Origin of the sequence: Massilia norwichensis (assembly GCF_024753245.1) — a bacterium.
In the GTDB taxonomy this organism is placed as follows: Bacteria; Pseudomonadota; Gammaproteobacteria; order Burkholderiales; family Burkholderiaceae_D; genus Telluria; species Telluria norwichensis.
This window is the reverse complement of sequence record NZ_JANUGX010000002.1, coordinates 291118-311906: the sequence shown is the minus strand read 5'-3', so window position 1 is coordinate 311906 and position 20789 is coordinate 291118. Positions and strand designations below refer to the sequence as shown.

The window sequence follows — 20789 nt, the reverse complement described above, 5'->3', positions numbered from 1 at the left end:
CTCAAGCCGGCAGCGGCGGCAGCGGTGCCGGTCCTTTTTCGGCCGCCGCCGCATCCTTGCCGCCGGCCGCCAGATCGCGCGCGTCGTGCACGTGCAGGGTCTGGGTCGGGAAGGCCAGAGGTACGTCCAGCTCCGCCAGGCGGTCGAGCAGTTGCAGCCAGATCTCTTGTTGGATGTCCATGAACACCAGGTAGTCCGGCGACTCGACCCAGTACACCACCTCGAAGTTGTAGGCTGCCGGGCCGACGCCGCTGAAATGGGCGCGGTCGAAGGTGGTTTGCTCGCGCGCCTTGACCAGTTCGGTCAGCAGCGGCGGGATTGCGCGCAGCGTGGCGGTCGGGGTACCGTAGGGAACGCCGAAGCCGAACACCACGCGTCGCCTGCTCATGCGCGTCATGTTCTGCAGCCGGCTCTTGAGCAGGTCGGCGTTCGAGAACACCAGCTGCTCGCCGCCCAGGCTGCGCAGGCGGGTGGTTTTCAGGCCCACGTACTCGACGGTGCCCAGGAATTTGTCGACGATCACGAAGTCACCCACCACGAAGGGCTTGTCGAGCACGATCGACAGCGAAGCGAACAGGTCGCCGAGGATGTTCTGTACCGCCAGTGCCACGGCGATGCCGCCGATGCCGAGCGAGGCCACCAGGGTCGTGATGTTGACGCCGAGGTTATCCAGGATCATCAGGAGGATCACCGCCCACAGCACCATGCGCGCGATGAAGCCGACTGCCGCCGCCGAGGTGGCGCGCGCCGGATCGACCGTGCCGTAGTAATCGGTGAGCCAGGCGCGCAGGGCGGTGTTGCCCCAGATCGCCGCCTGGATCAGGCCGGTCACGATGGCGGCGCGGGTGGTGAACAGGTCCGCCGCCGGCGGCAGCGCCAATATGGTGCTGCCGGCGTACAGGCCCATGACCAGGATTACCGTGCGCTTGGTCGCCTTGAGGGCGGCCACGGCGACGTCGTCGAGCCGGGTCTCGGTGCGCTCGGCGAGGATGCCGAGGCGGTGCACCAGCACCTTCTTGACCAGGTGCAGCGCCAGCATCGTGCCGAGCGCCACGCCGAGTGCGGTCAGCCAGGTCAGTACAGTATTGTTCAGGAAGACGGCGTCCATCCTTGTCCTTTCGATTCGTTGCGAGCTCCGGCGCCATTGTAAGCGCTCAGTCCGGCGTGCACGCCTGAGCACTGGCGGACCGTCATGCAAGGCGCATAAAAGATTTTGCAGATGGGTATTGCACTTTCCTGAACGAGGCCCTTATAATGCGGCCTCCCCGGGCGGTTAGTTCAGCTGGTTAGAATACTTGGTCGACATCCAAGGGGTCGCAGGTTCGAATCCTGCACCGCCCACCAGAATTCCTCCATAGCGCAGGCCTCGAGCCTGCAGAGAAAAGGCGAAGCACTGCCTTTTCTGTGCCGTTCGCCAGAACGGATTCCTTCCTTCTCCATACATCAGCGTAAAACGCAACAGATCGCGTCAGCTCTCGCATTCTCCTGTTGCGCCTATCCGCAGCGCGCGCTATACTAGCCGGCTTCGGTATGGGCTAGTCTTTTTTTGCCCATGCGTTTTTGTAGTTCAATTAGCCCCGCCCAATCGTAGGTGGGAATGGAGAAAAAATGAGCCTGGGCCTTCTCGGTCGCAAGGTTGGCATGATGCGTATCTTCACGGATGACGGCGATTCGATCCCTGTCACCGTGCTGGACGTGTCCAACAACCGTGTTGCGCAAGTCAAAACTCCTGAAACTGACGGTTACTCCGCTGTTCAGGTCGTATTCGGTCAACGTCGCGCTTCCCGCGTGAACAAGGCCAGTGCGGGTCACTACGCCAAAGCTGGTGTCGAAGCCGGTACGCTGCTGAAGGAATTCCGCATCGACGCCGCTCAAGCCGCTGGTTTCAAAGCTGGCGACGCAGTCAATGTCTCGATGTTCGAAGTGGGCCAGAAAATCGACGTGCAAGGCACCTCGATCGGTAAGGGCTACGCCGGTACCATCAAGCGTTACAACTTCTCGTCGGGTCGTGCTACCCACGGTAACTCGCGTTCGCACAACGTTCCGGGTTCCATCGGTATGGCACAGGATCCGGGTCGCGTGTTCCCTGGTAAGCGCATGACCGGTCACATGGGTGATGTCACTGTCACCACCCAGAACCTGGAAATCGCACGTATCGACGCCGATCGTCAACTGCTGCTGGTGAAGGGTGCCGTTCCTGGCGCCAAGAACGGTCAAGTGGTTGTCAAGCCGGCCGTCAAAGTCAAAGCCAAGAAGGGAGCATAAGCATGGAACTGAAGCTCCTGAATGAGCAAGGCCAAGCCGCTGGCGCAGCCAACGCAGCCGACACCGTGTTCGGTCGCGATTACAACGAAGCCCTGATCCACCAGATCGTGGTCGCCTACGCCGCCAACGCGCGCTCGGGTAACCGCAAGCAGAAGGATCGTGAAGAAGTCAGCCACACCACCAAGAAGCCGTGGCGTCAAAAAGGTACGGGCCGTGCTCGTGCCGGTATGTCGTCCTCGCCGCTGTGGCGTGGTGGTGGTCGCATCTTCCCGAACTCGCCTGACGAGAACTTCTCGCACAAGGTCAACAAGAAGATGTATCGCGCCGGTATGTGCTCGATCCTGTCGCAGCTGGCCCGCGAAGAGCGTCTGAACGTCGTCGAGAACCTGACCATCGAAGCCCCGAAGACCAAGCTGCTGTCGCAAAAGCTGCAAGGCATGGGTCTGGAATCGGTCCTGGTGATCACCGACACCATCGACGAAAACCTGCTGCTGGCATCGCGCAACCTGCCGAACGTGCTGGTTGTCGAGCCGAAGCACGCTGACCCGATGTCGCTGGTGTTCTACAAGAAAGTCCTGGTCACCAAAGCTGCTCTGGCCAAGATCGAGGAGATGTACGCATGAGCGCCGCAATCAAATTCAGCGAAGAGCGCCTGATGAAGGTGCTGCTGGCTCCGGTCATTTCCGAAAAGGCGACCTTCGTCGCTGAAAAGAACGAACAGATCGTGTTCAAGGTTCTGCCGGACGCGACCAAGCCGGAAATCAAAGCCGCCGTCGAACTGCTGTTCAAGGTGGAAGTCGAGTCGGTGCAGACCGTGAACCGCGAAGGCAAGCAAAAGCGTTCGGGTCGTTTCGTCGGTCGTCGCAACCACACCAAGCGTGCTTTCGTGGCCCTGAAGCCGGGTCAGGAAATCAATTTTGTCGAGGAGGCTAAATAATGGCACTCGTTAAGATGAAGCCAACCTCCCCAGGCCGCCGCGGCATGGTGAAGGTTGTGAACAGCGACCTGTACAAAGGTCGTCCGTTCGCAGCCCTGGTTGAGAAGAAATCGAAGACTGCTGGCCGTAACAACAACGGTCACATCACGACCCGTCACATCGGCGGTGGTCACAAGCACCACTACCGTGTCGTGGACTTCAAGCGTAACAGCAAGGACGGCATCCCGGCCAAGGTCGAGCGTATCGAATACGACCCGAACCGTACCGCCCACATCGCCCTGCTGTGCTACGCCGACGGCGCCCGCGCTTACATCATCGCCCCGAAGGGCGTTGCTGTCGGCGACACGCTGATGAACGGTTCGGAAGCACCGATCAAGGCCGGTAACTGCCTGCCGATCCGCAACATCCCGGTTGGTACCGTGATGCACTGCGTCGAAATGCTGCCGGGTAAAGGCGCACAGATGGCCCGCACCGCCGGCGCCGCTGTCGTGCTGATGGCCCGTGAAGGTACCTACGCTCAGGTTCGCCTGCGCTCGGGTGAAGTGCGTCGCGTGCACATCGAGTGCCGCGCCACCGTGGGTGAAGTCGGCAACGCCGAACACAGCCTGCGCAAGATCGGTAAAGCCGGTGCGATGCGTTGGCGCGGTGTCCGCCCGACCGTCCGCGGTGTCGTCATGAACCCGATCGACCACCCGCACGGTGGTGGTGAAGGTCGTACGGCAGCCGGTCGTCATCCGGTGTCGCCATGGGGCCAGCAGACCAAGGGCAAGAAGACGCGTTCGAACAAGCGCACTTCGTCGATGATCGTCTCGCGTCGCGGCAAGAAATAAGGATAAAACATGACTCGTTCATTGAAAAAAGGGCCGTTCATCGACGCCCACCTGGTGAAAAAAGTCGAAGCCGCGCAAGCGACCAAAGACAAGAAGCCAGTCAAAACCTGGTCGCGCCGCTCGACGATCACTCCGGACTTCATCGGTCTGACCATCGCCGTCCACAACGGCAAGGTGCACGTGCCGGTGTATGTGTCCGAGAACATGGTGGGTCACAAGCTGGGCGAATTCGCCCTGACCCGTACGTTCAAGGGCCATGCCGCTGACAAGAAGGCGAAGAAATAATGGAAACTAAAGCTATCCTCAAAGGCGTGCGCCTGTCGGAGCAGAAGGGCCGCCTGGTTGCGGACCTGATCCGTGGCAAGAAGGTCGACGCCGCGCTGAACATCCTGCAGTTCAGCCCGAAGAAAGGCGCCACCATCATCAAGAAAGTGCTGGAGTCCGCAATTGCGAACGCCGAGCACAACGATGGTGCCGACATCGACGAACTGAAGGTCGTTCAGATCTACGTCGAAAAGGGTCCGATCCTGAAGCGCTTTACGGCACGTGCCAAAGGCCGCGGTGATCGCATTTCGAAACAATCCTGTCACATCTACGTGACTGTCGGTAACTAAGGAGTCACACGATGGGACAGAAAATCCACCCGACCGGCTTCCGCCTGTCGGTGACCCGTAACTGGGCCTCGCGCTGGTACGCTGGCAACGGCAACTTCGCCGACATGCTGAAGGAAGACCTGGAAGCCCGTGCTTTCCTGAAAAAGAAGCTGAAGAACGCTTCTGTCGGCCGCATCGTCATCGAGCGTCCGGCCAAGAACGCCCGCTTCACGATCTACTCGTCGCGTCCTGGCGTCGTGATCGGCAAGAAAGGCGAAGACATCGAAGTTCTGAAGTCGTCGCTGACCAAGATCATGGGCGTGCCGGTGCACGTCAATATCGAAGAGATCCGCAAGCCGGAAATCGACTCGCAGCTGATCGCTGACTCGATCGCTCAGCAGCTCGAAAAGCGCATCATGTTCCGTCGCGCCATGAAGCGCGCGATGCAGAACGCCATGCGTCTGGGCGCTGTCGGCATCAAGATCATGTCGTCGGGCCGTCTGAACGGCATCGAAATCGCACGTACCGAATGGTACCGCGAAGGCCGTGTGCCGCTGCACACCCTGCGCGCCGATATCGACTACGGCACCAGCGAAGCCTCGACCACCTACGGCATCATCGGTGTCAAGGTCTGGGTCTACAAGGGTGACCGTTCGCCGACCGGCGAAGCTCCGGTGATCGACGTGCCGGCCGACGAGAAGAAGCCGCGCGGTCCGCGTCGTGACGATGGCAAACCGGCAGGCCGTGGCCGTCCGGGCGCCAAGCCAGGTACCGCACCAGCAGGCCGCCGCGCTGCCAAGCCGGCTGCTGAGAAAGCAGGAGAATAAGCATGCTGCAGCCATCCCGCAGAAAGTATCGTAAAGAGCAGAAAGGCCGTAACACCGGCATTTCGCACACCCGCGGCACCGCTGTGTCGTTCGGTGAGTTCGGCCTGAAGGCCGTTGCCCGTGGTCGTATCACGGCCCGCCAGATCGAAGCGGCACGTCGTGCCATGACCCGTCACATCAAACGTGGCGGCCGTATCTGGATCCGTATCTTCCCGGACAAGCCGATCTCGAACAAGCCGGCTGAAGTCCGTATGGGTAACGGTAAGGGTAACCCTGAGTACTACGTCGCTGAAATCCAGCCGGGCAAGGTCCTGTATGAGATGGACGGCGTCGCAGAAGAACTGGCGCGCGAAGCATTCCGCCTGGCCGCTGCCAAACTGCCGCTGGCAACCACTTTCGTGGTGCGCCAAGTCGGCCAATAACAGGAGTTAAGAATGAAAGCAACGGAACTCCGCGGCAAAGACCAGGCAGCTCTGCAGCAAGAGCTGAATGAGCTGCTGAAGGCACAGTTCGGCCTGCGCATGCAAATCGCAACGCAGCAGCTGAGCAACACCGCCCAGCTCAAGAAGGTGCGCCGCGATATCGCCCGCGTCAAAACCGTGATGAACCAGAAGGAAGCCAAATGAACGACACCACTAAAACGGCGCTGAAGCGTACGCTGGTCGGCAAGGTCGTGTCCGACAAAATGGACAAGACGGTAACCGTGCTGGTCGAGCGTCACGTCAAGCACCCGCTGTACGGCAAGATCATCGTGCGCTCGAACAAGTACCACGCGCACGACGAGACCAACCAGGCCAAGACCGGCGACACGGTCGAGATCCAGGAAGGTCGCCCGATCTCGAAGACGAAGGCGTGGACGCTGACCCGTGTTGTGCAAGTCGCACAGGTTCTCTAAGCCTTAAAATTTGTCTTGCGACGCCCGCTGGTATCTGCGATACTAGCGGGCTTCGTTCATGTGTTGCCGCAGTTGTCCCCGCGATGTCTGCGGCCTGCAATGAAGTACATTGGAAAGTCCAATCACCCAATCGTCATGTCCCAGCAGGGGCAGGGCGGCGGGACCAAGACTGACCGCAGGCCTACGGTTATCCGTGGGGTTTTCTACGGCTTAAGTTGGGAAAGAAAATATCATGATTCAAACCGAAAGCCGGCTCGAAGTGGCCGACAATACCGGTGCCAAAGAAGTACTGTGCATCAAGGTATTGGGCGGCTCCAAGCGCCGTTACGCCAGCATTGGCGACGTGATCAAGGTCACCGTGAAGCAGGCTGCTCCGCGCGGCCGCGTCAAGAAAGGTGAAATCTACAATGCCGTGGTCGTGCGTACCGCTAAAGGTGTGCGCCGCCAAGACGGCTCCCTGGTGAAGTTCGACGGCAATGCCGCTGTCCTGCTGAACAGCAAGCTGGAGCCGATCGGTACCCGCATCTTTGGACCGGTGACCCGCGAACTGCGCACCGAAAAGTTCATGAAGATCGTGTCCCTGGCACCTGAAGTTCTGTAAGGGAGTCGCAATGGATAAGATTCGTAAAAACGACGAAGTCATCGTTCTGGCCGGTAAAGACAAAGGCAAGCGCGGTGTCGTTCAGCAGCGTGTAGATGCTGAGCACGTCATCGTTGAAGGCGTGAACGTGGCCAAGAAGGCCGTCAAGCCGAACCCGATGACCGGCGTAACTGGTGGTATCGTCGACAAGACCATGCCGATTCACGTGTCGAACGTCGCGCTGTTCAATGCAGCGACCGGCAAGGCTGATCGCGTTGGCTTCAAAGAAGTGGATGGCAAAAAAGTCCGCGTCTTCAAGTCGAACGGCGAAGTAGTGAAAGGGTAATGAGAAATGGCCCGTCTCCAACAACTGTATAAAGACAAAGTCGTCGCCGAGCTGACCGAGAAATTCGGTTACAAATCGGTGATGGAAGTGCCGCGCCTGACCAAGATCACCCTGAACATGGGTCTGTCGGAAGCTGTCGCCGACAAGAAGGTCATCGAGCACGCCACTGGCGACCTGACCAAGATCGCCGGCCAGAAGCCGGTCGTGACCAAGGCTCGCAAGGCAATCGCAGGTTTCAAGATCCGCGAAGGCTACCCGATCGGTACCATGGTGACCCTGCGCGGCGCCCGCATGTACGAATTCCTGGATCGTTTCATCACCGTGGCTCTGCCGCGCGTGCGTGACTTCCGTGGCGTCAGCGGCAAGTCGTTCGACGGTCGTGGTAACTACAACATCGGCGTCAAAGAGCAGATCATCTTCCCGGAAATCGATTACGACAAGATCGATGCGCTGCGTGGCATGAACATCTCGATCACCACCACCGCTAAGACCGACGAAGAAGCCAAAGCGCTGCTCGCCGCCTTCAAATTCCCGTTCAGGAACTAAGAGCATGGCAAAACTTGCACTGATCAACCGCGAACAGAAGCGTGCAGACCTGGTGGAGAAATTCGCCGCAAAGCGTGCCGCTCTGAAAGCAATCATCGACGACCAGTCGAAGACCGAAGAAGAGCGTTACGAAGCCCGCCTGAAACTGCAGGCCCTGCCGCGTAACTCGGCCCCGACCCGCCAGCGTAACCGCTGCGCCATGACCGGCCGTCCGCGTGGCACTTTCCGTAAATTCGGTCTGGCCCGTACCAAACTCCGCGAATTCGCCATGAAAGGCGAAATCCCGGGTATGACCAAAGCTAGCTGGTAATAGGAGAATAAGCAATGAGTATGAGCGATCCTATCGCCGATATGCTGACCCGCATCCGCAACGCACAAGGCGTGCAAAAGACCAACGTGTCGATGCCGTCGTCGAAAGTGAAAGTTGCGATCGCCAACGTCCTGAAGGACGAGGGTTACATCGAAGATTTCGCCGTGTCCACCGAAGGTGGCAAGTCGGAACTGAACATCGGTTTGAAGTATTACGTTGGCCGTCCGGTTATCGAGCGCCTCGAGCGCGTGTCCCGTCCTGGCCTGCGCATCTACAAGGGCAAGGATGAAATCCCGCAGGTCATGAACGGCCTGGGCGTGGCAATCGTCTCGACCCCGAAGGGTGTGATGACCGACCGCAAAGCACGCGCAACCGGTGTCGGTGGCGAAGTGATTTGCTACGTGGCTTAAGGAGTACACGATGTCTCGAGTAGCTAAGATGCCGATCGCCGTTCCGGCCGGCGCCGACGTCGCGATCAACGCGTCGTCGATCACTGTCAAGGGCCCGCTGGGCACCCTGACCCAGCCGCTGAACGGTCTGGTCAAAGTGGAAAACAACAACGGCACGCTGACCTTCGACGTGATCGACGATTCCCGCGAATCGAACGCCATGTCGGGCACCCTGCGTGCACTGGTAAACAACATGGTGACTGGTGTCACCAAGGGTTTCGAAAAGCGCCTGACCCTGGTCGGCGTGGGCTACAAGGCAGCTGTCCAGGGCAACGCTCTGAACCTGTCGCTGGGCTTCTCGCACCCGGTTCTGCACGCGATGCCGGAAGGCGTCACCGCAGCAACCCCGACCCCGACCGAAATCCTGATCAAGGGTATCGATCGTCAAAAGGTCGGCCAGGTTGCCGCAGAAGTGCGCGCTTACCGCTCGCCTGAGCCGTACAAGGGCAAGGGTGTCCGTTATGCGGACGAAGTGGTGAAGCTTAAAGAAACCAAGAAGAAATAATCGGAGCTGACATGGACAAGAAACAATCGCGTCTGCGTCGTGGACGCCAAACCCGCATCAAGATCGCGCAGCTGGGCGTGAATCGCCTGTCGATTCACCGCACCAACCTGCACATCTATGCGAACCTGATCAGCCCGGATGCGAAGGTCCTGGTTTCGGCTTCGACGCTGGAAGCAGAAGTACGCGCCGAGCTGGGCGGCAAGTCGGGTGCCGGCGGTAACGCTGCTGCAGCCGCACTGGTTGGCAAGCGCGTCGCAGAAAAAGCACTGAAAGCAGGGATCACCGAAGTCGCATTCGACCGTTCGGGTTTCCGTTACCACGGCCGTGTGAAGGCGCTGGCAGAAGCCGCGCGCGAAGCCGGTCTGAAGTTCTAAGGAAGAATCGTCATGGCAAAAATGCAAGCGAAAATGGCAAGCGACAAGCCGGATGATGGCATGCGCGAGAAAATGATCGCGATCAACCGCGTGACCAAAGTGGTCAAGGGTGGTCGTATCATGGGTTTTGCAGCGCTGACCGTTGTCGGTGACGGCGATGGCCGCATCGGCATGGGTAAAGGCAAGTCGAAGGAAGTTCCGGTCGGCGTGCAAAAGGCAATGGAAGAAGCCCGCCGCAACCTGATCAAGGTGCCCCTCAAGAACGGTACCCTGCAGCACACCGTTACCGGCCGCCACGGCGCGTCGCGCGTTCTGATGTCGCCGGCCAAGCCGGGTACCGGCGTCATCGCCGGCGGCGCAATGCGCGCAATCTTCGAGGTGATGGGCGTGACTGACGTGGTCGCCAAGTCGACCGGTTCGTCGAACCCGTACAACCTGGTTCGTGCGACCCTCGACGGTCTGGCGAAGATGAGCACCCCGGCTGACATCGCTGCCAAGCGCGGCAAGTCGGTCGAAGAAATCCTGGGTTAAGGGGAATTACCATGGCAAACACCATCAAAGTCAAGCTGGTCAAAGGCCTGATCGGTACCCGTCAGGATCACCGCGCCACCGTGCGTGGTCTGGGTCTGCGTCGTGTCAACTCGGTTTCCGAGCTGCAGGACACCCCGTCGGTCCGCGGCATGATCAACAAGGTCAACTACCTCGTGAAAATTGTCGACTAAGCCGCGGCTTGGTTAACGGAGAAAACAATGCAACTCAATACCATTCAACCTGCTGACGGCGCCAAGCACGCTAAGCGTCGCGTCGGTCGCGGTATCGGCTCGGGCCTGGGCAAGACTGCCGGCCGCGGTCACAAAGGTCAGAAATCGCGTTCGGGCGGCTTCCACAAAGTCGGCTTCGAAGGCGGTCAGATGCCTCTGCAGCGCCGTCTGCCGAAGCGCGGCTTCAAGTCCCTGAACGCTACGTTCAAGGCTGAAGTCCGTCTGTCGGACCTGAACAACCTGGCCGTCGGCGATGTCGACATCCTGGTGCTCAAGCAAGCCGGCGTGCTGCCGGTCGTGGCTCGCGACGTGCGCGTGATCCTGTCGGGCGAAATCACCAAAGCGGTGAACCTGAAGGGCATCAAGGCATCCGCTGGCGCGAAAGCAGCGATCGAAGCAGCTGGCGGTTCGGTCGCCTAACAGCGACCGCTGCCTGATCGGAGCAAAAATTGGCGACTAATTCACAACTTGGTAAAAGTGCCGCATCCGGTTTCCCCTGGGGCCGGTTGTGGTTCCTGCTTGGGGCATTGGTCGTGTACCGCATCGGAGCTCACATCCCGGTCCCCGGGATTGACCCGGTCGCCATGGCCCAGCTGTTCAAGCAGAACGAAGGCGGCATCCTTGGCATGTTCAACATGTTCTCGGGCGGCGCCTTGTCCCGCTTTGCCGTGTTCGCTCTCGGTATCACGCCTTATATTTCGGCTTCGATCATCATGCAGCTGGCATCGATCGTCTCGCCGCAGTTGGAGGCACTGAAGAAGGAGGGCGAAGCCGGCCGCCGCAAGATCACCCAGTACACCCGGTATTTCACGGTTGCACTGGCTCTGTTCCAGGCGTTCGGCATCGCGGTCGCGCTGGAATCCCAGCAAGGCCTCGTGCTCGATCCGGGCATGGCTTTCCGCCTTGTGACTGTCGTGACCCTGCTGACCGGCACCATGTTCCTCATGTGGCTGGGTGAGCAGATCACGGAACGTGGTCTTGGCAACGGTATCTCGATCATCATTTTTGCCGGTATCGCAGCCGGTCTGCCGAGCGCACTGGGTAATCTGTTCACCCTGGTGTCGCAAGGTTCGATCAGCAGCATTTCCGCAATCTTCATCGTGATCCTGGTGGCCCTGGTGACCTACGCGGTCGTGTTCGTAGAACGCGGCCAGCGCAAGATCCTGGTGAATTACGCGAAACGCCAGGTCGGTAACAAGATCTACGGTGGCCAAACCAGCCACCTGCCGCTGAAGCTGAACATGGCCGGTGTGATTCCGCCTATCTTCGCTTCGTCGATCATCCTGTTCCCGGCCACGATCGTTGACTGGTTCACGCGCGGCAAGGACTCCAACAGCCCCTTCATCGGGTTCCTGAAGGACCTCGCAGCGTCGTTGGGCTCGGGTCAGCCGATCCATGCGTTGCTGTATGCGGTGGCGATCGTGTTCTTCTGCTTCTTCTATACGGCGCTGGTATTCAACAGCAAGGAAACGGCGGACAACTTGAAGAAGAGCGGCGCGTTTGTTCCGGGCATCCGTCCGGGCGAGCAGACTGCGCGCTACATCGACAAGATCCTGATGCGCCTGACCCTGGCCGGTGCGGTCTACATCACCCTGGTGTGCCTGCTTCCGGAGTTCATGACGTCGTACTGGAAAGTTCCAGTGTATTTCGGCGGCACCTCACTGCTGATCGTGGTGGTGGTGACCATGGACTTCATGGCACAAGTGCAGAACTACGTCATGTCGCAGCAATATGAATCGCTGCTGCGCAAGGCGAATTTCAAGGGCGGTATCCCGTCGCGTTGAGCGGCGGTCGATACCCAGGAGTGAGCATACCGAATGGCAAAAGACGACGTCATCCAAATGCAAGGGGAGATTCTCGAGAATCTCCCAAACGCGACCTTTCGCGTGAAGCTGGAAAACGGGCACGTGGTGTTGGGACATATCTCGGGGAAAATGCGCATGAACTACATCCGCATTTTACCTGGCGACAAGGTAACGGTAGAATTGACCCCTTACGACTTGTCCCGGGCCCGCATCGTGTTCCGCACCAAGTAAAAACTGATTTCGAATTGATAAGAGAGTGCAAAAATGAAAGTTAACGCTTCAGTCAAGCGGATCTGCCGCAACTGCAAGATCATCAAGCGTAAGGGCGTGGTCCGTGTGATCTGCGTCGAGCCGCGTCACAAGCAGCGTCAAGGTTAATACGAGGAATATCGAATGGCACGTATTGCAGGGGTCAACGTACCCAATCATCAGCACACCGTCATCGGCCTGACGGCGATCTACGGCATCGGCCGTACCCGTTCGCAGCAGATCTGCGCTGCGACCGGCGTTGCTACCAACAAGAAGGTCAAGGACCTGGACGACACCGAACTGGAAAAGCTGCGTGAGCAGGTTGGCAAGTTCGTGGTCGAAGGCGATCTGCGTCGCGAACTGTCCATGAACATCAAGCGTCTGATGGACCTGGGCTGCTACCGCGGCATGCGTCACCGTAAGGGCCTGCCGGTCCGCGGTCAGCGCACCCGTACCAATGCTCGTACCCGCAAGGGCCCGCGCAAAGCCGCTCAATCGCTGAAGAAATAATCTAGGAACCGACCATGGCTAAGCAACAAAGCTCTGCGGCTGCAGCTCGCATCCGTAAGAAAGTCAAAAAGAACGTCGCCGAAGGCATCGCACACGTCCACGCATCGTTCAACAACACCATCATCACGATCACCGACCGTCAGGGCAATGCTCTGTCGTGGGCAACTTCCGGCGGTGCTGGCTTCAAGGGTTCGCGTAAATCGACCCCGTTTGCGGCGCAGGTCGCAGCTGAAGCAGCCGGCAAGGTCGCTCAGGAATATGGCGTGAAGAACCTGGAAGTGCGCATCAAGGGCCCGGGCCCTGGCCGTGAATCGGCTGTGCGCGCGCTGAACAACCTGGGTATCAAGATCACCGAGATCCAGGACGTGACGCCGGTGCCGCACAACGGCTGCCGTCCGCCGAAGCGCCGTCGTATCTAAATCAGCTTGCGGGTTCGCCCGCTTGTTGTAGATACACGACGAGATCATCGTCAAATGATCGCCGGTGCAGTGAGCCCAGAAATGGGTTATACTGCCCGGCTATTGTCGCCTTGGACGTTCGCGTCCAGGGTTTTGTAAGCCACGTCCGGTCTCATGCAGAACTGGACTAGCGCCTGTTGCGAACGCATCCCTGCGTAGCGCATCCGGGGCGTCATCACTCAAATAAAGGAAGTTTAACGTGGCACGTTATATCGGACCAAAAGCAAAACTGTCGCGCCGTGAAGGCACCGACCTGTTCCTGAAGAGCGCACGCCGCTCGCTCGACTCCAAGTGCAAACTGGACGTCAAGCCGGGCCAGCACGGCGTCAAGTCGGGCGCTCGTACCTCGGACTACGGCAACCAGCTGCGTGAAAAGCAGAAGGTCAAGCGCATGTACGGCATCCTGGAGCGTCAGTTCCGCCGCTACTTCGCAGAAGCATCGCGCCGCAAGGGCAACACCGGCGAAACCCTGCTGAAGCTGCTGGAATCGCGCCTGGACAACGTCGCTTACCGTATGGGCTTCGGCTCGACCCGCGCCGAAGCGCGCCAGCTGGTCAGCCACAAAGCCTTTACCGTGAACGGCCAGGTCGTGAACATCGCTTCCTACCAGGTCAAGACCGGCGACGTCGTCGCTGTCCGCGAAAAGGCCAAGAAGCAGACCCGTATCGTCGAAGCGCTGTCGCTGGCTGAACAAGTCGGCATGCCGAGCTGGGTCTCGGTCGACGCCAAGAAGATGGAAGGCACCCTGCGCGCCTTCCCGGAGCGTAACGAGATCGCTGCCGACGTCAACGAAGCACTGATCGTCGAACTGTACTCGCGTTAATCGACGCCCTCGGGACGGCGCATGCCGTCCCTTGTCGTCGTCCCCGCGAAAGCGGGGATCCATGCTGAGTGTTCGAAGTTGTTCACCTCAGCATGGACTCCCGCTTCCGCGGGAGTGACGGCCAAAACCGAATTCGCAATACCGCCTGCTCAAAGAAGCAGGCGTTTTCACTGAAGCCATCAGCCTTATCGGTGTAACGAGCCGAGGGTATTGATAAAGGACCTTTCATGCAAAATAGTCTGTTGAAACCACGTATCATCGATGTCGAAACGCTCGGCGCCGGCCACGCAAAAGTCGTGATGGAGCCGTTCGAACGTGGTTATGGCCATACGCTGGGCAACGCGCTGCGTCGCGTTCTGCTGTCGTCGATGATCGGCTACGCGCCGACCGAAGTGACGATCGCCGGCGTCGTGCACGAGTACTCGTCCCTGGACGGCGTGCAGGAAGACGTGGTCGACCTGCTGCTGAACCTGAAAGGCGTCGTGTTCAAGGTGCACAACCGTGATTCCGTCACGCTGACCCTGAAGAAGGAAGGCGAAGGCCCGGTCCTGGCATCCGACATCGACCTGCCGCATGACGTGGAACTGATCAACCCGGAACACGTGATCGCTCACCTGACCGCCGGCGGCAAGCTCGACATGCAGATCAAGGTCGAGAAAGGCCGTGGCTATGTGCCGGGTAACGTCCGTCGTCTGTCGGAAGACACCAACAAGACCATCGGCCGCATCATCCTGGACGCGTCGTTCTCGCCGGTGCGCCGCGTGTCCTACGCCGTGGAATCGGCCCGTGTCGAACAGCGTACCGACCTGGACAAGCTGATCATCAACATCGAAACCAACGGCGTCATCACCCCGGAAGAGGCGATCCGCCAGTCGGCCCGCGTGCTGGTTGACCAGCTGAACGTGTTTGCCGCCCTGGAAGGCACCGAAGCCGCTGCCGAAGCACCGTCGCGTGCACCGCTGGTCGATCCGATCCTGCTGCGTCCGGTGGACGACCTGGAACTGACCGTCCGTTCGGCAAACTGCCTGAAGGCCGAGAACATCTACTACATCGGCGACCTGATCCAGCGTTCGGAAAACGAACTGCTGAAGACCCCGAACCTGGGCCGCAAGTCGCTGAACGAGATCAAGGAAGTCCTGGCTTCCCGCGGTCTGACCCTCGGCATGAAACTCGAGAACTGGCCGCCGGCTGGTCTGGAGAAGTAATTTGCAGTACCCGCCCGCGCAATTCGGCGCGGGCGTTCATTCAAACTTTGAACCGGTCCGCGCTCCTGCAAATCGCTTGAGCGATCGAAGAACTGGAATATAAAACTCGAAAGGATTTACCATGCGTCACCGTCACGGCCTCCGTAAGCTGAACCGTACTTCGTCCCACCGCCTGGCCATGCTGCGCAACATGACCGTTTCGCTGCTGCGTCACGAAGCGATCAAGACCACCGTTCCGAAAGCTAAGGAACTGCGCAAAGTCGTCGAGCCGATCATCACCCTGGGCAAGAAAGACACCCTGGCAAACAAGCGTCTGGCATTCGCCCGCCTGCGCGACCGTGAGATCGTCCAGAAGCTGTTCGCTGACATCGGCCCGCGCTTCGCGAACCGCAACGGCGGCTACACCCGTATCCTGAAGATGGGCTTCCGCGTTGGCGACAATGCACCGATGGCCTACGTCGAGCTGACCGACCGTCCGGAAGTCGGCGTCGACGAAAACGCACCGACCGCCGAGTAATCGTCAGTCTCTGCATGAAAAAACCAGGCCTCGTGCCTGGTTTTTTTTCGCCCGTGCATGGCGCGTAAGCCCGGTGTACCATGCTGCTGCGCCAAACCAACACTTCTGCCCATGTTCAGATTCCTGCTTTCCCTGATCGCCAGCCTCGTCCTGCTCGCACCCGCCCACGCCGACGACGATTTCCTGCCGCCCGAGCAGGCATTCAAGCTGTCCGCGCGCATGCTTGATCCGCAGACGGCCGAGGTCAGCTATGCGATCGCCGACGGCTACTACATGTACCGCGAGCGTTTCAAATTCAGCGCCGCCGGCGTGCAGCTGGGCGAAGCGCAGATCCCGGCGGGCAAGATCAAATTCGACGAGACCTTCAACAAGGACGTCGAAACCTACCACCACAGCGTCGTCATTCGCATCCCGGTGCAGGGCAATGGACCGTTCACGCTGAACGTCACCGGCCAGGGCTGCGCCGATAAAGGTCTGTGCTATCCGCCACAGGATGCCAGCGTGCGCCTGGTGGCCGGGAACGGTGGTGGGGCAGGGCAGCCGCAAATGAGCCTGCCGCCGAACCAGTCCGGCACGGGTGCGCTGGGCGCGTCGCCGGCCGCCGAGGGCGCGCCTTCGTTCACGCTGCCCGGGCAGCCGCCGCCGTCGAAAGCCAGCACCGGCGCTTCATCCGCCGGTGAAGCAGCAACGCAGCCCGCACAGACGGCACAGGCAACACAGACGGCACAAACCGCACAAACGCCACAGCCGCAGACACCCGCCGCCGCCCCATCCGAACTCTCCGGCATCGCGACCCTGCTGCAGGGCGGCCGCCTGCTCGCCATCGTCCCCGCCTTCATCCTGCTCGGCCTGGGCCTGGCCTTCACGCCCTGCGTGCTGCCGATGGTGCCGATCCTTTCGTCCATCATCGTCGGCGAAGGCAGGGAGATCGGCCGTGCGCGCGGCTTCGTGCTGTCGCTGGCGTATTCGCTCGGCATGGCGATCGTCTACACGCTGCTGGGCGTGGCTGCCGGCCTGCTCGGCGAGGGTCTCGCTGCGGCGCTGCAGAACCCGTGGGTGCTGGGTGCTTTCGCCCTCTTGATCGCGGCGATGTCGCTGTCGATGTTCGGCGTGTTCCAGCTGCAGGTCCCGGCCGCGCTGCAGACCCGCCTGGCCGATGCCTCCGGGCGCCAGGCCTCCGGCAAGCTGGCCGGCGTGTTCGTGATGGGTGCGATCTCGGCCTTGATCGTCGGCCCGTGCGTGGCCGCGCCGCTGGCCGGCGCCCTGGTCTACATCAGCCAGACCCGCGACGTGCTGATCGGCGGTGCCGCGCTGTTCGCGATGGCGATCGGCATGAGCATCCCGCTGCTGCTGGTCGGCGTCTCGGCCGGTTCGCTGCTGCCGAAGGCGGGCATGTGGATGGAATCCGTGAAGCGCTTCTTCGGCGTGCTGATGCTGGCGATGGCACTGTGGATGGTGGCGCCGGTGTTGCCGGGCCTGGCGCAGATGCTGCTGTGGGCGGCGCTGCTGCTGGGCTACGGCTTTTACCTGCTCAGAGGAGGGCAGGGCGTGAAGCGCCACTGGGCCGGCATGGCCCTCGGCGCAGGCCTGGCCGTGCTGGGTGCGACCCAGCTGGTGGGCGTCGCCAGCGGCGCGCGCGACCCGCTGGCACCGCTGGCGCGCTTCACCGGCGGCCCGGCAGCCCAGCCGCTGGCGTTTACGCGCATTAAAACCGTCGAGCAGCTCGACCAGGCGCTGGCCGCGACCAACGGTAAAACCGCCATGCTCGACTTCTATGCCGACTGGTGCGTGTCCTGCAAGGAGATGGAAAAGCTGACTTTCGTGGACCCGGCCGTCAAGGCAAAGCTGGCCGACACAGTGCTGCTGCAGGTGGATGTGACCGCCAACGACGCCGCCGACCGCGCGATGCTGAAGCGTTTCGGCCTGTTCGGGCCGCCGGGGATCATCCTGTTCGATCGCAGCGGCCGCGAAATCCCGGACAGCCGCGTGATCGGCTACCAGGACAGCGCCAAATTCCTGGCTTCGCTGGGCAGGCTGCAGTAAAAAAGGGACGCCGCGGCGCCCCTTTGACCATCATGCGAAACGAGGATCAGCCGCGCGCGGTGTCGCCACGCTGCTGGCCGCCACGCTGCCAGTCACCATGGCCGCCGCCATGGCGGCCAAAACGCGACTGCATGCGTGCCGCTTTCTCATCGAAGACCTTCTTCTGCTCCGGCGACAGCACCGAATAGAAGCTGTTCAGCGCGCTGAGGCGTTGCTCCATGAAGACCGTGCGGGCTTTCTGGCGCTCGATCATCTTCTGCGCACGTTCCGGGGCCGTCAGGCTGGCCATGGCGGCGCGATCGCCGCGCTGGTGGCCGACGCGCTGTGCCGGCTTCATCGAGGCCACGAAGGCGTTCCAGGCGTTTTCCTGGGCCGGGGTGATCTTCAGCTCGTCATGCAGCCTGGCCACGCGTTCGGCGCGCTTCTGGGCCCGCTTGGCGGCAAACTCGGCGTGCTTGGCCTGGCGTTCTTCCTTGCTCAGGTGCGCCTTCGGATGATTGTCCGGCGTCGGGGTCTGGCTCTGCGCCTGGGCGCCCAGCATCGCGCCGCCCAGGGACAGCGCGGCCAGACCGGTGAGGAGGGTTTTGCGTAAGGTGTTCATCTCTTGATATTCCTAGTCAGGTTGGTGTGGCGGCTGCCACGGCACCGTGCATCCATCGGTGGACTTCAGCAAGCATCTCGCTGCACGGTGAGTCCATCATCGGTGAAAAGTGTAAGTGCAGCGTGTCCGCTGTCGCGCCCTTTGTATCAATTTGTTTCCTCACGCCACGTATACACATGGCGATACAAAGTGACTGTTCAGGGGGCGGGTAAGTCGGGATAATGGTGGAATGGATACGCCCTCTACCATTCTGATCGTCGACGACGACCGCGATATTCGTTCGCTACTGGCCGATTACCTGGAAGCGAATGGCTACCGCGCGCTGGCCGCCGCCGACGGCACGGCGATGTGGAAGACGCTCGACGAAGCGCGTCCCGATCTGATCGTGCTCGACCTGAACCTGCCCGGCGACGACGGCCTGACCCTGTGCCGCAAGCTGCGTGCGAGCTCGACCCTGCCGGTGATCATGCTCACGGCCCGCAACGAGCCGCTCGACCGCATCCTCGGCCTCGAGATGGGCGCCGACGACTACCTGCCCAAGCCCTTCGAGCCGCGCGAGCTGCTGGCGCGCATCCGCAGCGTGCTGCGCCGCAGCCACGCGATGCCGCCAAACTCCCAGGCCGAGAGCGTGCAGCAAATGAAATTCTCCGGCTGGACCCTGGACCTGACCGCGCGCCACCTGGTCAATCCGCAGGGTGTGGTCATCATGCTGTCGGGCGCCGAGTTCCGCCTGCTGCGCGTGTTCCTCGAGCACCCGAACCGCGTGCTGAACCGCGACCAGCTGCTGAACCTGACCCAGGGCCGCGACGCCGATCCTTTCGACCGTTCGATCGACATCCAGATCAGCCGCCTGCGCCAGAAGCTGGGCGAGGACGCGCGCATGCCGCAGATCATCAAGACAGTCCGTAACGGCGGCTACGTGCTGGCCGGCCAGGTGAGTGTGGAGCCGAACGCGTGAAGGCATTCCTCGGCTCGATGACGGGCCGCGTGTTCGTTACCCTGCTGCTGGGTATTCTCCTTACCGCCGCGCTGACCCAGCTGCTGGCCGACGCCGAGCGCCAGCGCGTGATCGACGAGTTCCGCGACCTGCACAACCTCGACCGCGCCGAACAGCTGATCATGGCCACCGAGATCGTTCCCGAGTCCGCGCGCAGCGCCTACCTGCAGGTGGCGAACCGTCCCGGCATGCGCCTCGAAGCGCTGCCGGCCGGCCAGCCGGCCCTGGCGCCGGCGCCGACCGAATTCACGCAGGCGCTGGCGGCGCGCATGAACAAGTCGCCCGCGAATGCCGCTTACCGGTTGCAGTCGCTGGCGGCGCGTCCGGCCGCCTGCGCACTGGCGCGCGAGCAGCCGGTGGTGTTCGGCCTGCTGCGCATGAAATGGCGCGGCACCTGCGAAAGCATCATGGTGCGCCTGCGCGACGGCACCCCGCTGATGCTGTCCGTGCTGCCGCCGCGCTCGGCCACCTCGCCGGAGCGCACCGACTACACCGGCACCATCGTGCTGTTCCTGGTCAGCATCGCCTTCCTGGCCTATGTGGTCGCGCGCATGACGATCCGACCGCTCAAGCAGCTGGCCCAGGCCGCGAAAGACCTTGGTAACGACATCAACCACCCGCCGCTGGACCTGACCGGCGCCGACGAGATCCGCCAGGCCAGCGCCGCCTTCAATGCGATGCAGGCCCGGATCCGCCAGTACATCTTCCAGCGCACCCAGATGCTGGCCGCGATCACGCACGACCTGCAGACGCCGCTGACGCGCATGCGCCTGCGCCTGGAAAAGGTGAGCGAGCCGGAACTGCAGCAGCGCCTGATCGGCGACCTGTCGGCGATGCAGGCGATGGTGCGCGAAGGCCTGGACCTGGCGCGCAGCATGGACACCACCGAGACCATGCAGATGATGGACCTCGATTCGCTGCTGGATTCGGTGTGCGCCGACGCCGCCGACGCCAGCCAGCGCGTGAGCCTGACCGGCAGCGCCAACATGGCGATGCTGGGGCGTCCGATGGACCTGCGCCGCTGCCTGGTCAACCTGATCGACAACGCGGTCAAGTACGGCCAGTCGGCCAAGGTCAGCGTCGACCGCATCAACGGCGCCGCCCGCATCCGCATCCGCGATGCCGGCCCCGGTATCCCGCAGGCGGAACTGGCGCGCGTGTTCGACCCCTTCTACCGCGTCGAGACTTCGCGCTCGCGCGAATCGGGCGGCACCGGGCTGGGCCTGACGATCGCCCGCAACATCGCCGAGCAGCATGGCGGCAGCATCACGCTGGCGAACCATCCGGAAGGCGGTCTCGAAGCCACCCTCATGCTGCCGGAGTATTACCCAGGGAAGTAAGGCCGCTGTCATCCCAATGTGCG

The 20789-nt window shown here is 61.3% G+C and carries 33 protein-coding genes and 1 tRNA gene; 32 read left to right on the top strand and 2 right to left on the bottom strand.

Translation table 11 applies throughout. From position 1 onward, the window contains the following. Position 1 precedes the first annotated feature (1 nt). The gene (locus NX782_RS03230; protein WP_258844039.1) at positions 2-1108 is read right to left on the bottom strand and encodes a mechanosensitive ion channel family protein; all 1107 of its coding nucleotides are present in this window, start codon (positions 1106-1108) and stop codon (positions 2-4) included. Positions 1109-1267: 159 nt separating this feature from the next. Between NX782_RS03230 and NX782_RS03225 the strand changes: the two genes are divergently transcribed. From NX782_RS03225 to dsbD, 30 genes are all read left to right on the top strand, one after another. Further along, positions 1268-1344 (top strand) — tRNA-Val (locus tag NX782_RS03225). Positions 1345-1608: 264 nt separating this feature from the next. Further along, complete coding sequence (gene rplC, locus NX782_RS03220) at positions 1609-2265, top strand: 50S ribosomal protein L3 (RefSeq protein WP_258844038.1); 657 nt, start codon at positions 1609-1611, stop codon at positions 2263-2265. Between the two features lie 2 nt (positions 2266-2267). After that, on the top strand, positions 2268-2888 hold the full coding sequence (rplD, locus tag NX782_RS03215; RefSeq protein WP_258844037.1) for a 50S ribosomal protein L4: 621 nt from the start codon (positions 2268-2270) through the stop codon (positions 2886-2888). Beyond that, positions 2885-3202, top strand: coding sequence for a 50S ribosomal protein L23 (gene rplW / locus NX782_RS03210; protein WP_230023578.1), 318 nt, complete (start codon positions 2885-2887; stop codon positions 3200-3202). Before rplD ends, rplW begins: the two co-directional genes overlap by 4 nt. Next, positions 3202-4032, top strand: a complete 831-nt coding sequence (gene rplB / locus NX782_RS03205; protein WP_047826123.1) for a 50S ribosomal protein L2 — start codon at positions 3202-3204, stop codon at positions 4030-4032. Before rplW ends, rplB begins: the two co-directional genes overlap by 1 nt. Before the next feature lie 9 nt (positions 4033-4041). Continuing rightward, on the top strand, positions 4042-4317 hold the full coding sequence (gene rpsS / locus NX782_RS03200) for a 30S ribosomal protein S19 (RefSeq protein WP_078034747.1): 276 nt from the start codon (positions 4042-4044) through the stop codon (positions 4315-4317). Further along, positions 4314-4646, top strand: a complete 333-nt coding sequence (rplV, locus tag NX782_RS03195; protein ID WP_171085678.1) for a 50S ribosomal protein L22 — start codon at positions 4314-4316, stop codon at positions 4644-4646. The genes rpsS and rplV overlap by 4 nt, the downstream gene beginning before the upstream one ends. Before the next feature lie 11 nt (positions 4647-4657). Next, positions 4658-5452 carry a 30S ribosomal protein S3 gene (gene rpsC, locus NX782_RS03190; protein ID WP_258844036.1) on the top strand — a complete coding sequence of 265 codons (795 nt, stop codon included), beginning with the start codon at positions 4658-4660 and terminating at the stop codon, positions 5450-5452. 2 nt (positions 5453-5454) lie between these two features. Continuing rightward, positions 5455-5874 carry a 50S ribosomal protein L16 gene (rplP, locus tag NX782_RS03185; RefSeq protein WP_005663456.1) on the top strand — a complete coding sequence of 140 codons (420 nt, stop codon included), beginning with the start codon at positions 5455-5457 and terminating at the stop codon, positions 5872-5874. A 12-nt stretch (positions 5875-5886) separates the two neighbouring features. Next, on the top strand, positions 5887-6078 hold the full coding sequence (gene rpmC, locus NX782_RS03180) for a 50S ribosomal protein L29 (RefSeq protein ID WP_258844035.1): 192 nt from the start codon (positions 5887-5889) through the stop codon (positions 6076-6078). Then, complete coding sequence (gene rpsQ / locus NX782_RS03175) at positions 6075-6347, top strand: 30S ribosomal protein S17 (protein ID WP_258844034.1); 273 nt, start codon at positions 6075-6077, stop codon at positions 6345-6347. Before rpmC ends, rpsQ begins: the two co-directional genes overlap by 4 nt. Before the next feature lie 232 nt (positions 6348-6579). Then, a complete protein-coding gene (gene rplN / locus NX782_RS03170; protein ID WP_056126494.1) occupies positions 6580-6948 on the top strand; it encodes a 50S ribosomal protein L14 in 369 nt (122 codons plus the stop codon). Between the two features lie 10 nt (positions 6949-6958). Then, a complete protein-coding gene (rplX, locus tag NX782_RS03165) occupies positions 6959-7273 on the top strand; it encodes a 50S ribosomal protein L24 (protein WP_036240348.1) in 315 nt (104 codons plus the stop codon). Positions 7274-7279: 6 nt separating this feature from the next. Continuing rightward, entirely contained in the window at positions 7280-7819 is a 540-nt protein-coding gene (gene rplE / locus NX782_RS03160) for a 50S ribosomal protein L5 (RefSeq protein WP_091663828.1), read from the top strand. Between the two features lie 4 nt (positions 7820-7823). Next, a complete protein-coding gene (gene rpsN / locus NX782_RS03155; protein WP_036240351.1) occupies positions 7824-8129 on the top strand; it encodes a 30S ribosomal protein S14 in 306 nt (101 codons plus the stop codon). A gap of 14 nt (positions 8130-8143) precedes the next feature. After that, on the top strand, positions 8144-8539 hold the full coding sequence (gene rpsH / locus NX782_RS03150) for a 30S ribosomal protein S8 (protein ID WP_258844033.1): 396 nt from the start codon (positions 8144-8146) through the stop codon (positions 8537-8539). A gap of 10 nt (positions 8540-8549) precedes the next feature. Beyond that, positions 8550-9083: a 50S ribosomal protein L6 gene (gene rplF / locus NX782_RS03145; protein WP_258844032.1), complete on the top strand. Its 534-nt coding sequence runs from the start codon at positions 8550-8552 to the stop codon at positions 9081-9083. Between the two features lie 11 nt (positions 9084-9094). Then, positions 9095-9457, top strand: a complete 363-nt coding sequence (rplR, locus tag NX782_RS03140) for a 50S ribosomal protein L18 (protein WP_230023636.1) — start codon at positions 9095-9097, stop codon at positions 9455-9457. A 12-nt stretch (positions 9458-9469) separates the two neighbouring features. Further along, a complete protein-coding gene (gene rpsE, locus NX782_RS03135; RefSeq protein WP_036172216.1) occupies positions 9470-9988 on the top strand; it encodes a 30S ribosomal protein S5 in 519 nt (172 codons plus the stop codon). Between the two features lie 11 nt (positions 9989-9999). Then, positions 10000-10179 carry a 50S ribosomal protein L30 gene (gene rpmD, locus NX782_RS03130; RefSeq protein ID WP_230023643.1) on the top strand — a complete coding sequence of 60 codons (180 nt, stop codon included), beginning with the start codon at positions 10000-10002 and terminating at the stop codon, positions 10177-10179. A 27-nt stretch (positions 10180-10206) separates the two neighbouring features. Continuing rightward, on the top strand, positions 10207-10638 hold the full coding sequence (gene rplO, locus NX782_RS03125; RefSeq protein WP_258844031.1) for a 50S ribosomal protein L15: 432 nt from the start codon (positions 10207-10209) through the stop codon (positions 10636-10638). 29 nt (positions 10639-10667) lie between these two features. Next, the gene (gene secY / locus NX782_RS03120) at positions 10668-12002 is read left to right on the top strand and encodes a preprotein translocase subunit SecY (protein ID WP_258844030.1); all 1335 of its coding nucleotides are present in this window, start codon (positions 10668-10670) and stop codon (positions 12000-12002) included. A 33-nt stretch (positions 12003-12035) separates the two neighbouring features. After that, positions 12036-12254 carry a translation initiation factor IF-1 gene (infA, locus tag NX782_RS03115; protein WP_005663428.1) on the top strand — a complete coding sequence of 73 codons (219 nt, stop codon included), beginning with the start codon at positions 12036-12038 and terminating at the stop codon, positions 12252-12254. Between the two features lie 33 nt (positions 12255-12287). Beyond that, the gene (gene rpmJ, locus NX782_RS03110; RefSeq protein WP_005663407.1) at positions 12288-12401 is read left to right on the top strand and encodes a 50S ribosomal protein L36; all 114 of its coding nucleotides are present in this window, start codon (positions 12288-12290) and stop codon (positions 12399-12401) included. Positions 12402-12416: 15 nt separating this feature from the next. After that, positions 12417-12782: a 30S ribosomal protein S13 gene (gene rpsM / locus NX782_RS03105; protein WP_258844029.1), complete on the top strand. Its 366-nt coding sequence runs from the start codon at positions 12417-12419 to the stop codon at positions 12780-12782. A 14-nt stretch (positions 12783-12796) separates the two neighbouring features. Beyond that, positions 12797-13201, top strand: coding sequence for a 30S ribosomal protein S11 (gene rpsK / locus NX782_RS03100; protein WP_036172227.1), 405 nt, complete (start codon positions 12797-12799; stop codon positions 13199-13201). A 238-nt stretch (positions 13202-13439) separates the two neighbouring features. Next, on the top strand, positions 13440-14063 hold the full coding sequence (gene rpsD, locus NX782_RS03095; RefSeq protein WP_258844028.1) for a 30S ribosomal protein S4: 624 nt from the start codon (positions 13440-13442) through the stop codon (positions 14061-14063). A 227-nt stretch (positions 14064-14290) separates the two neighbouring features. Next, on the top strand, positions 14291-15268 hold the full coding sequence (locus tag NX782_RS03090; RefSeq protein WP_036240374.1) for a DNA-directed RNA polymerase subunit alpha: 978 nt from the start codon (positions 14291-14293) through the stop codon (positions 15266-15268). A 121-nt stretch (positions 15269-15389) separates the two neighbouring features. Then, positions 15390-15785 (top strand): 50S ribosomal protein L17, encoded by a 396-nt coding sequence (gene rplQ / locus NX782_RS03085; RefSeq protein WP_047826107.1) that lies wholly within the window; start codon positions 15390-15392, stop codon positions 15783-15785. Between the two features lie 111 nt (positions 15786-15896). Continuing rightward, a complete protein-coding gene (gene dsbD / locus NX782_RS03080; RefSeq protein ID WP_258844027.1) occupies positions 15897-17828 on the top strand; it encodes a protein-disulfide reductase DsbD in 1932 nt (643 codons plus the stop codon). A 46-nt stretch (positions 17829-17874) separates the two neighbouring features. On the opposite strand, the gene NX782_RS03075 is transcribed toward dsbD, so the two are convergent. Then, positions 17875-18429 carry a Spy/CpxP family protein refolding chaperone gene (locus NX782_RS03075; protein WP_258844026.1) on the bottom strand — a complete coding sequence of 185 codons (555 nt, stop codon included), beginning with the start codon at positions 18427-18429 and terminating at the stop codon, positions 17875-17877. Positions 18430-18658: 229 nt separating this feature from the next. Between NX782_RS03075 and NX782_RS03070 the strand changes: the two genes are divergently transcribed. Together NX782_RS03070 and NX782_RS03065 are read left to right on the top strand one after the other, a co-directional pair. Beyond that, positions 18659-19387, top strand: coding sequence for a response regulator (locus NX782_RS03070; RefSeq protein WP_258844025.1), 729 nt, complete (start codon positions 18659-18661; stop codon positions 19385-19387). After that, complete coding sequence (locus NX782_RS03065) at positions 19384-20766, top strand: ATP-binding protein (protein ID WP_258844024.1); 1383 nt, start codon at positions 19384-19386, stop codon at positions 20764-20766. The genes NX782_RS03070 and NX782_RS03065 overlap by 4 nt, the downstream gene beginning before the upstream one ends. Positions 20767-20789 lie beyond the last annotated feature (23 nt).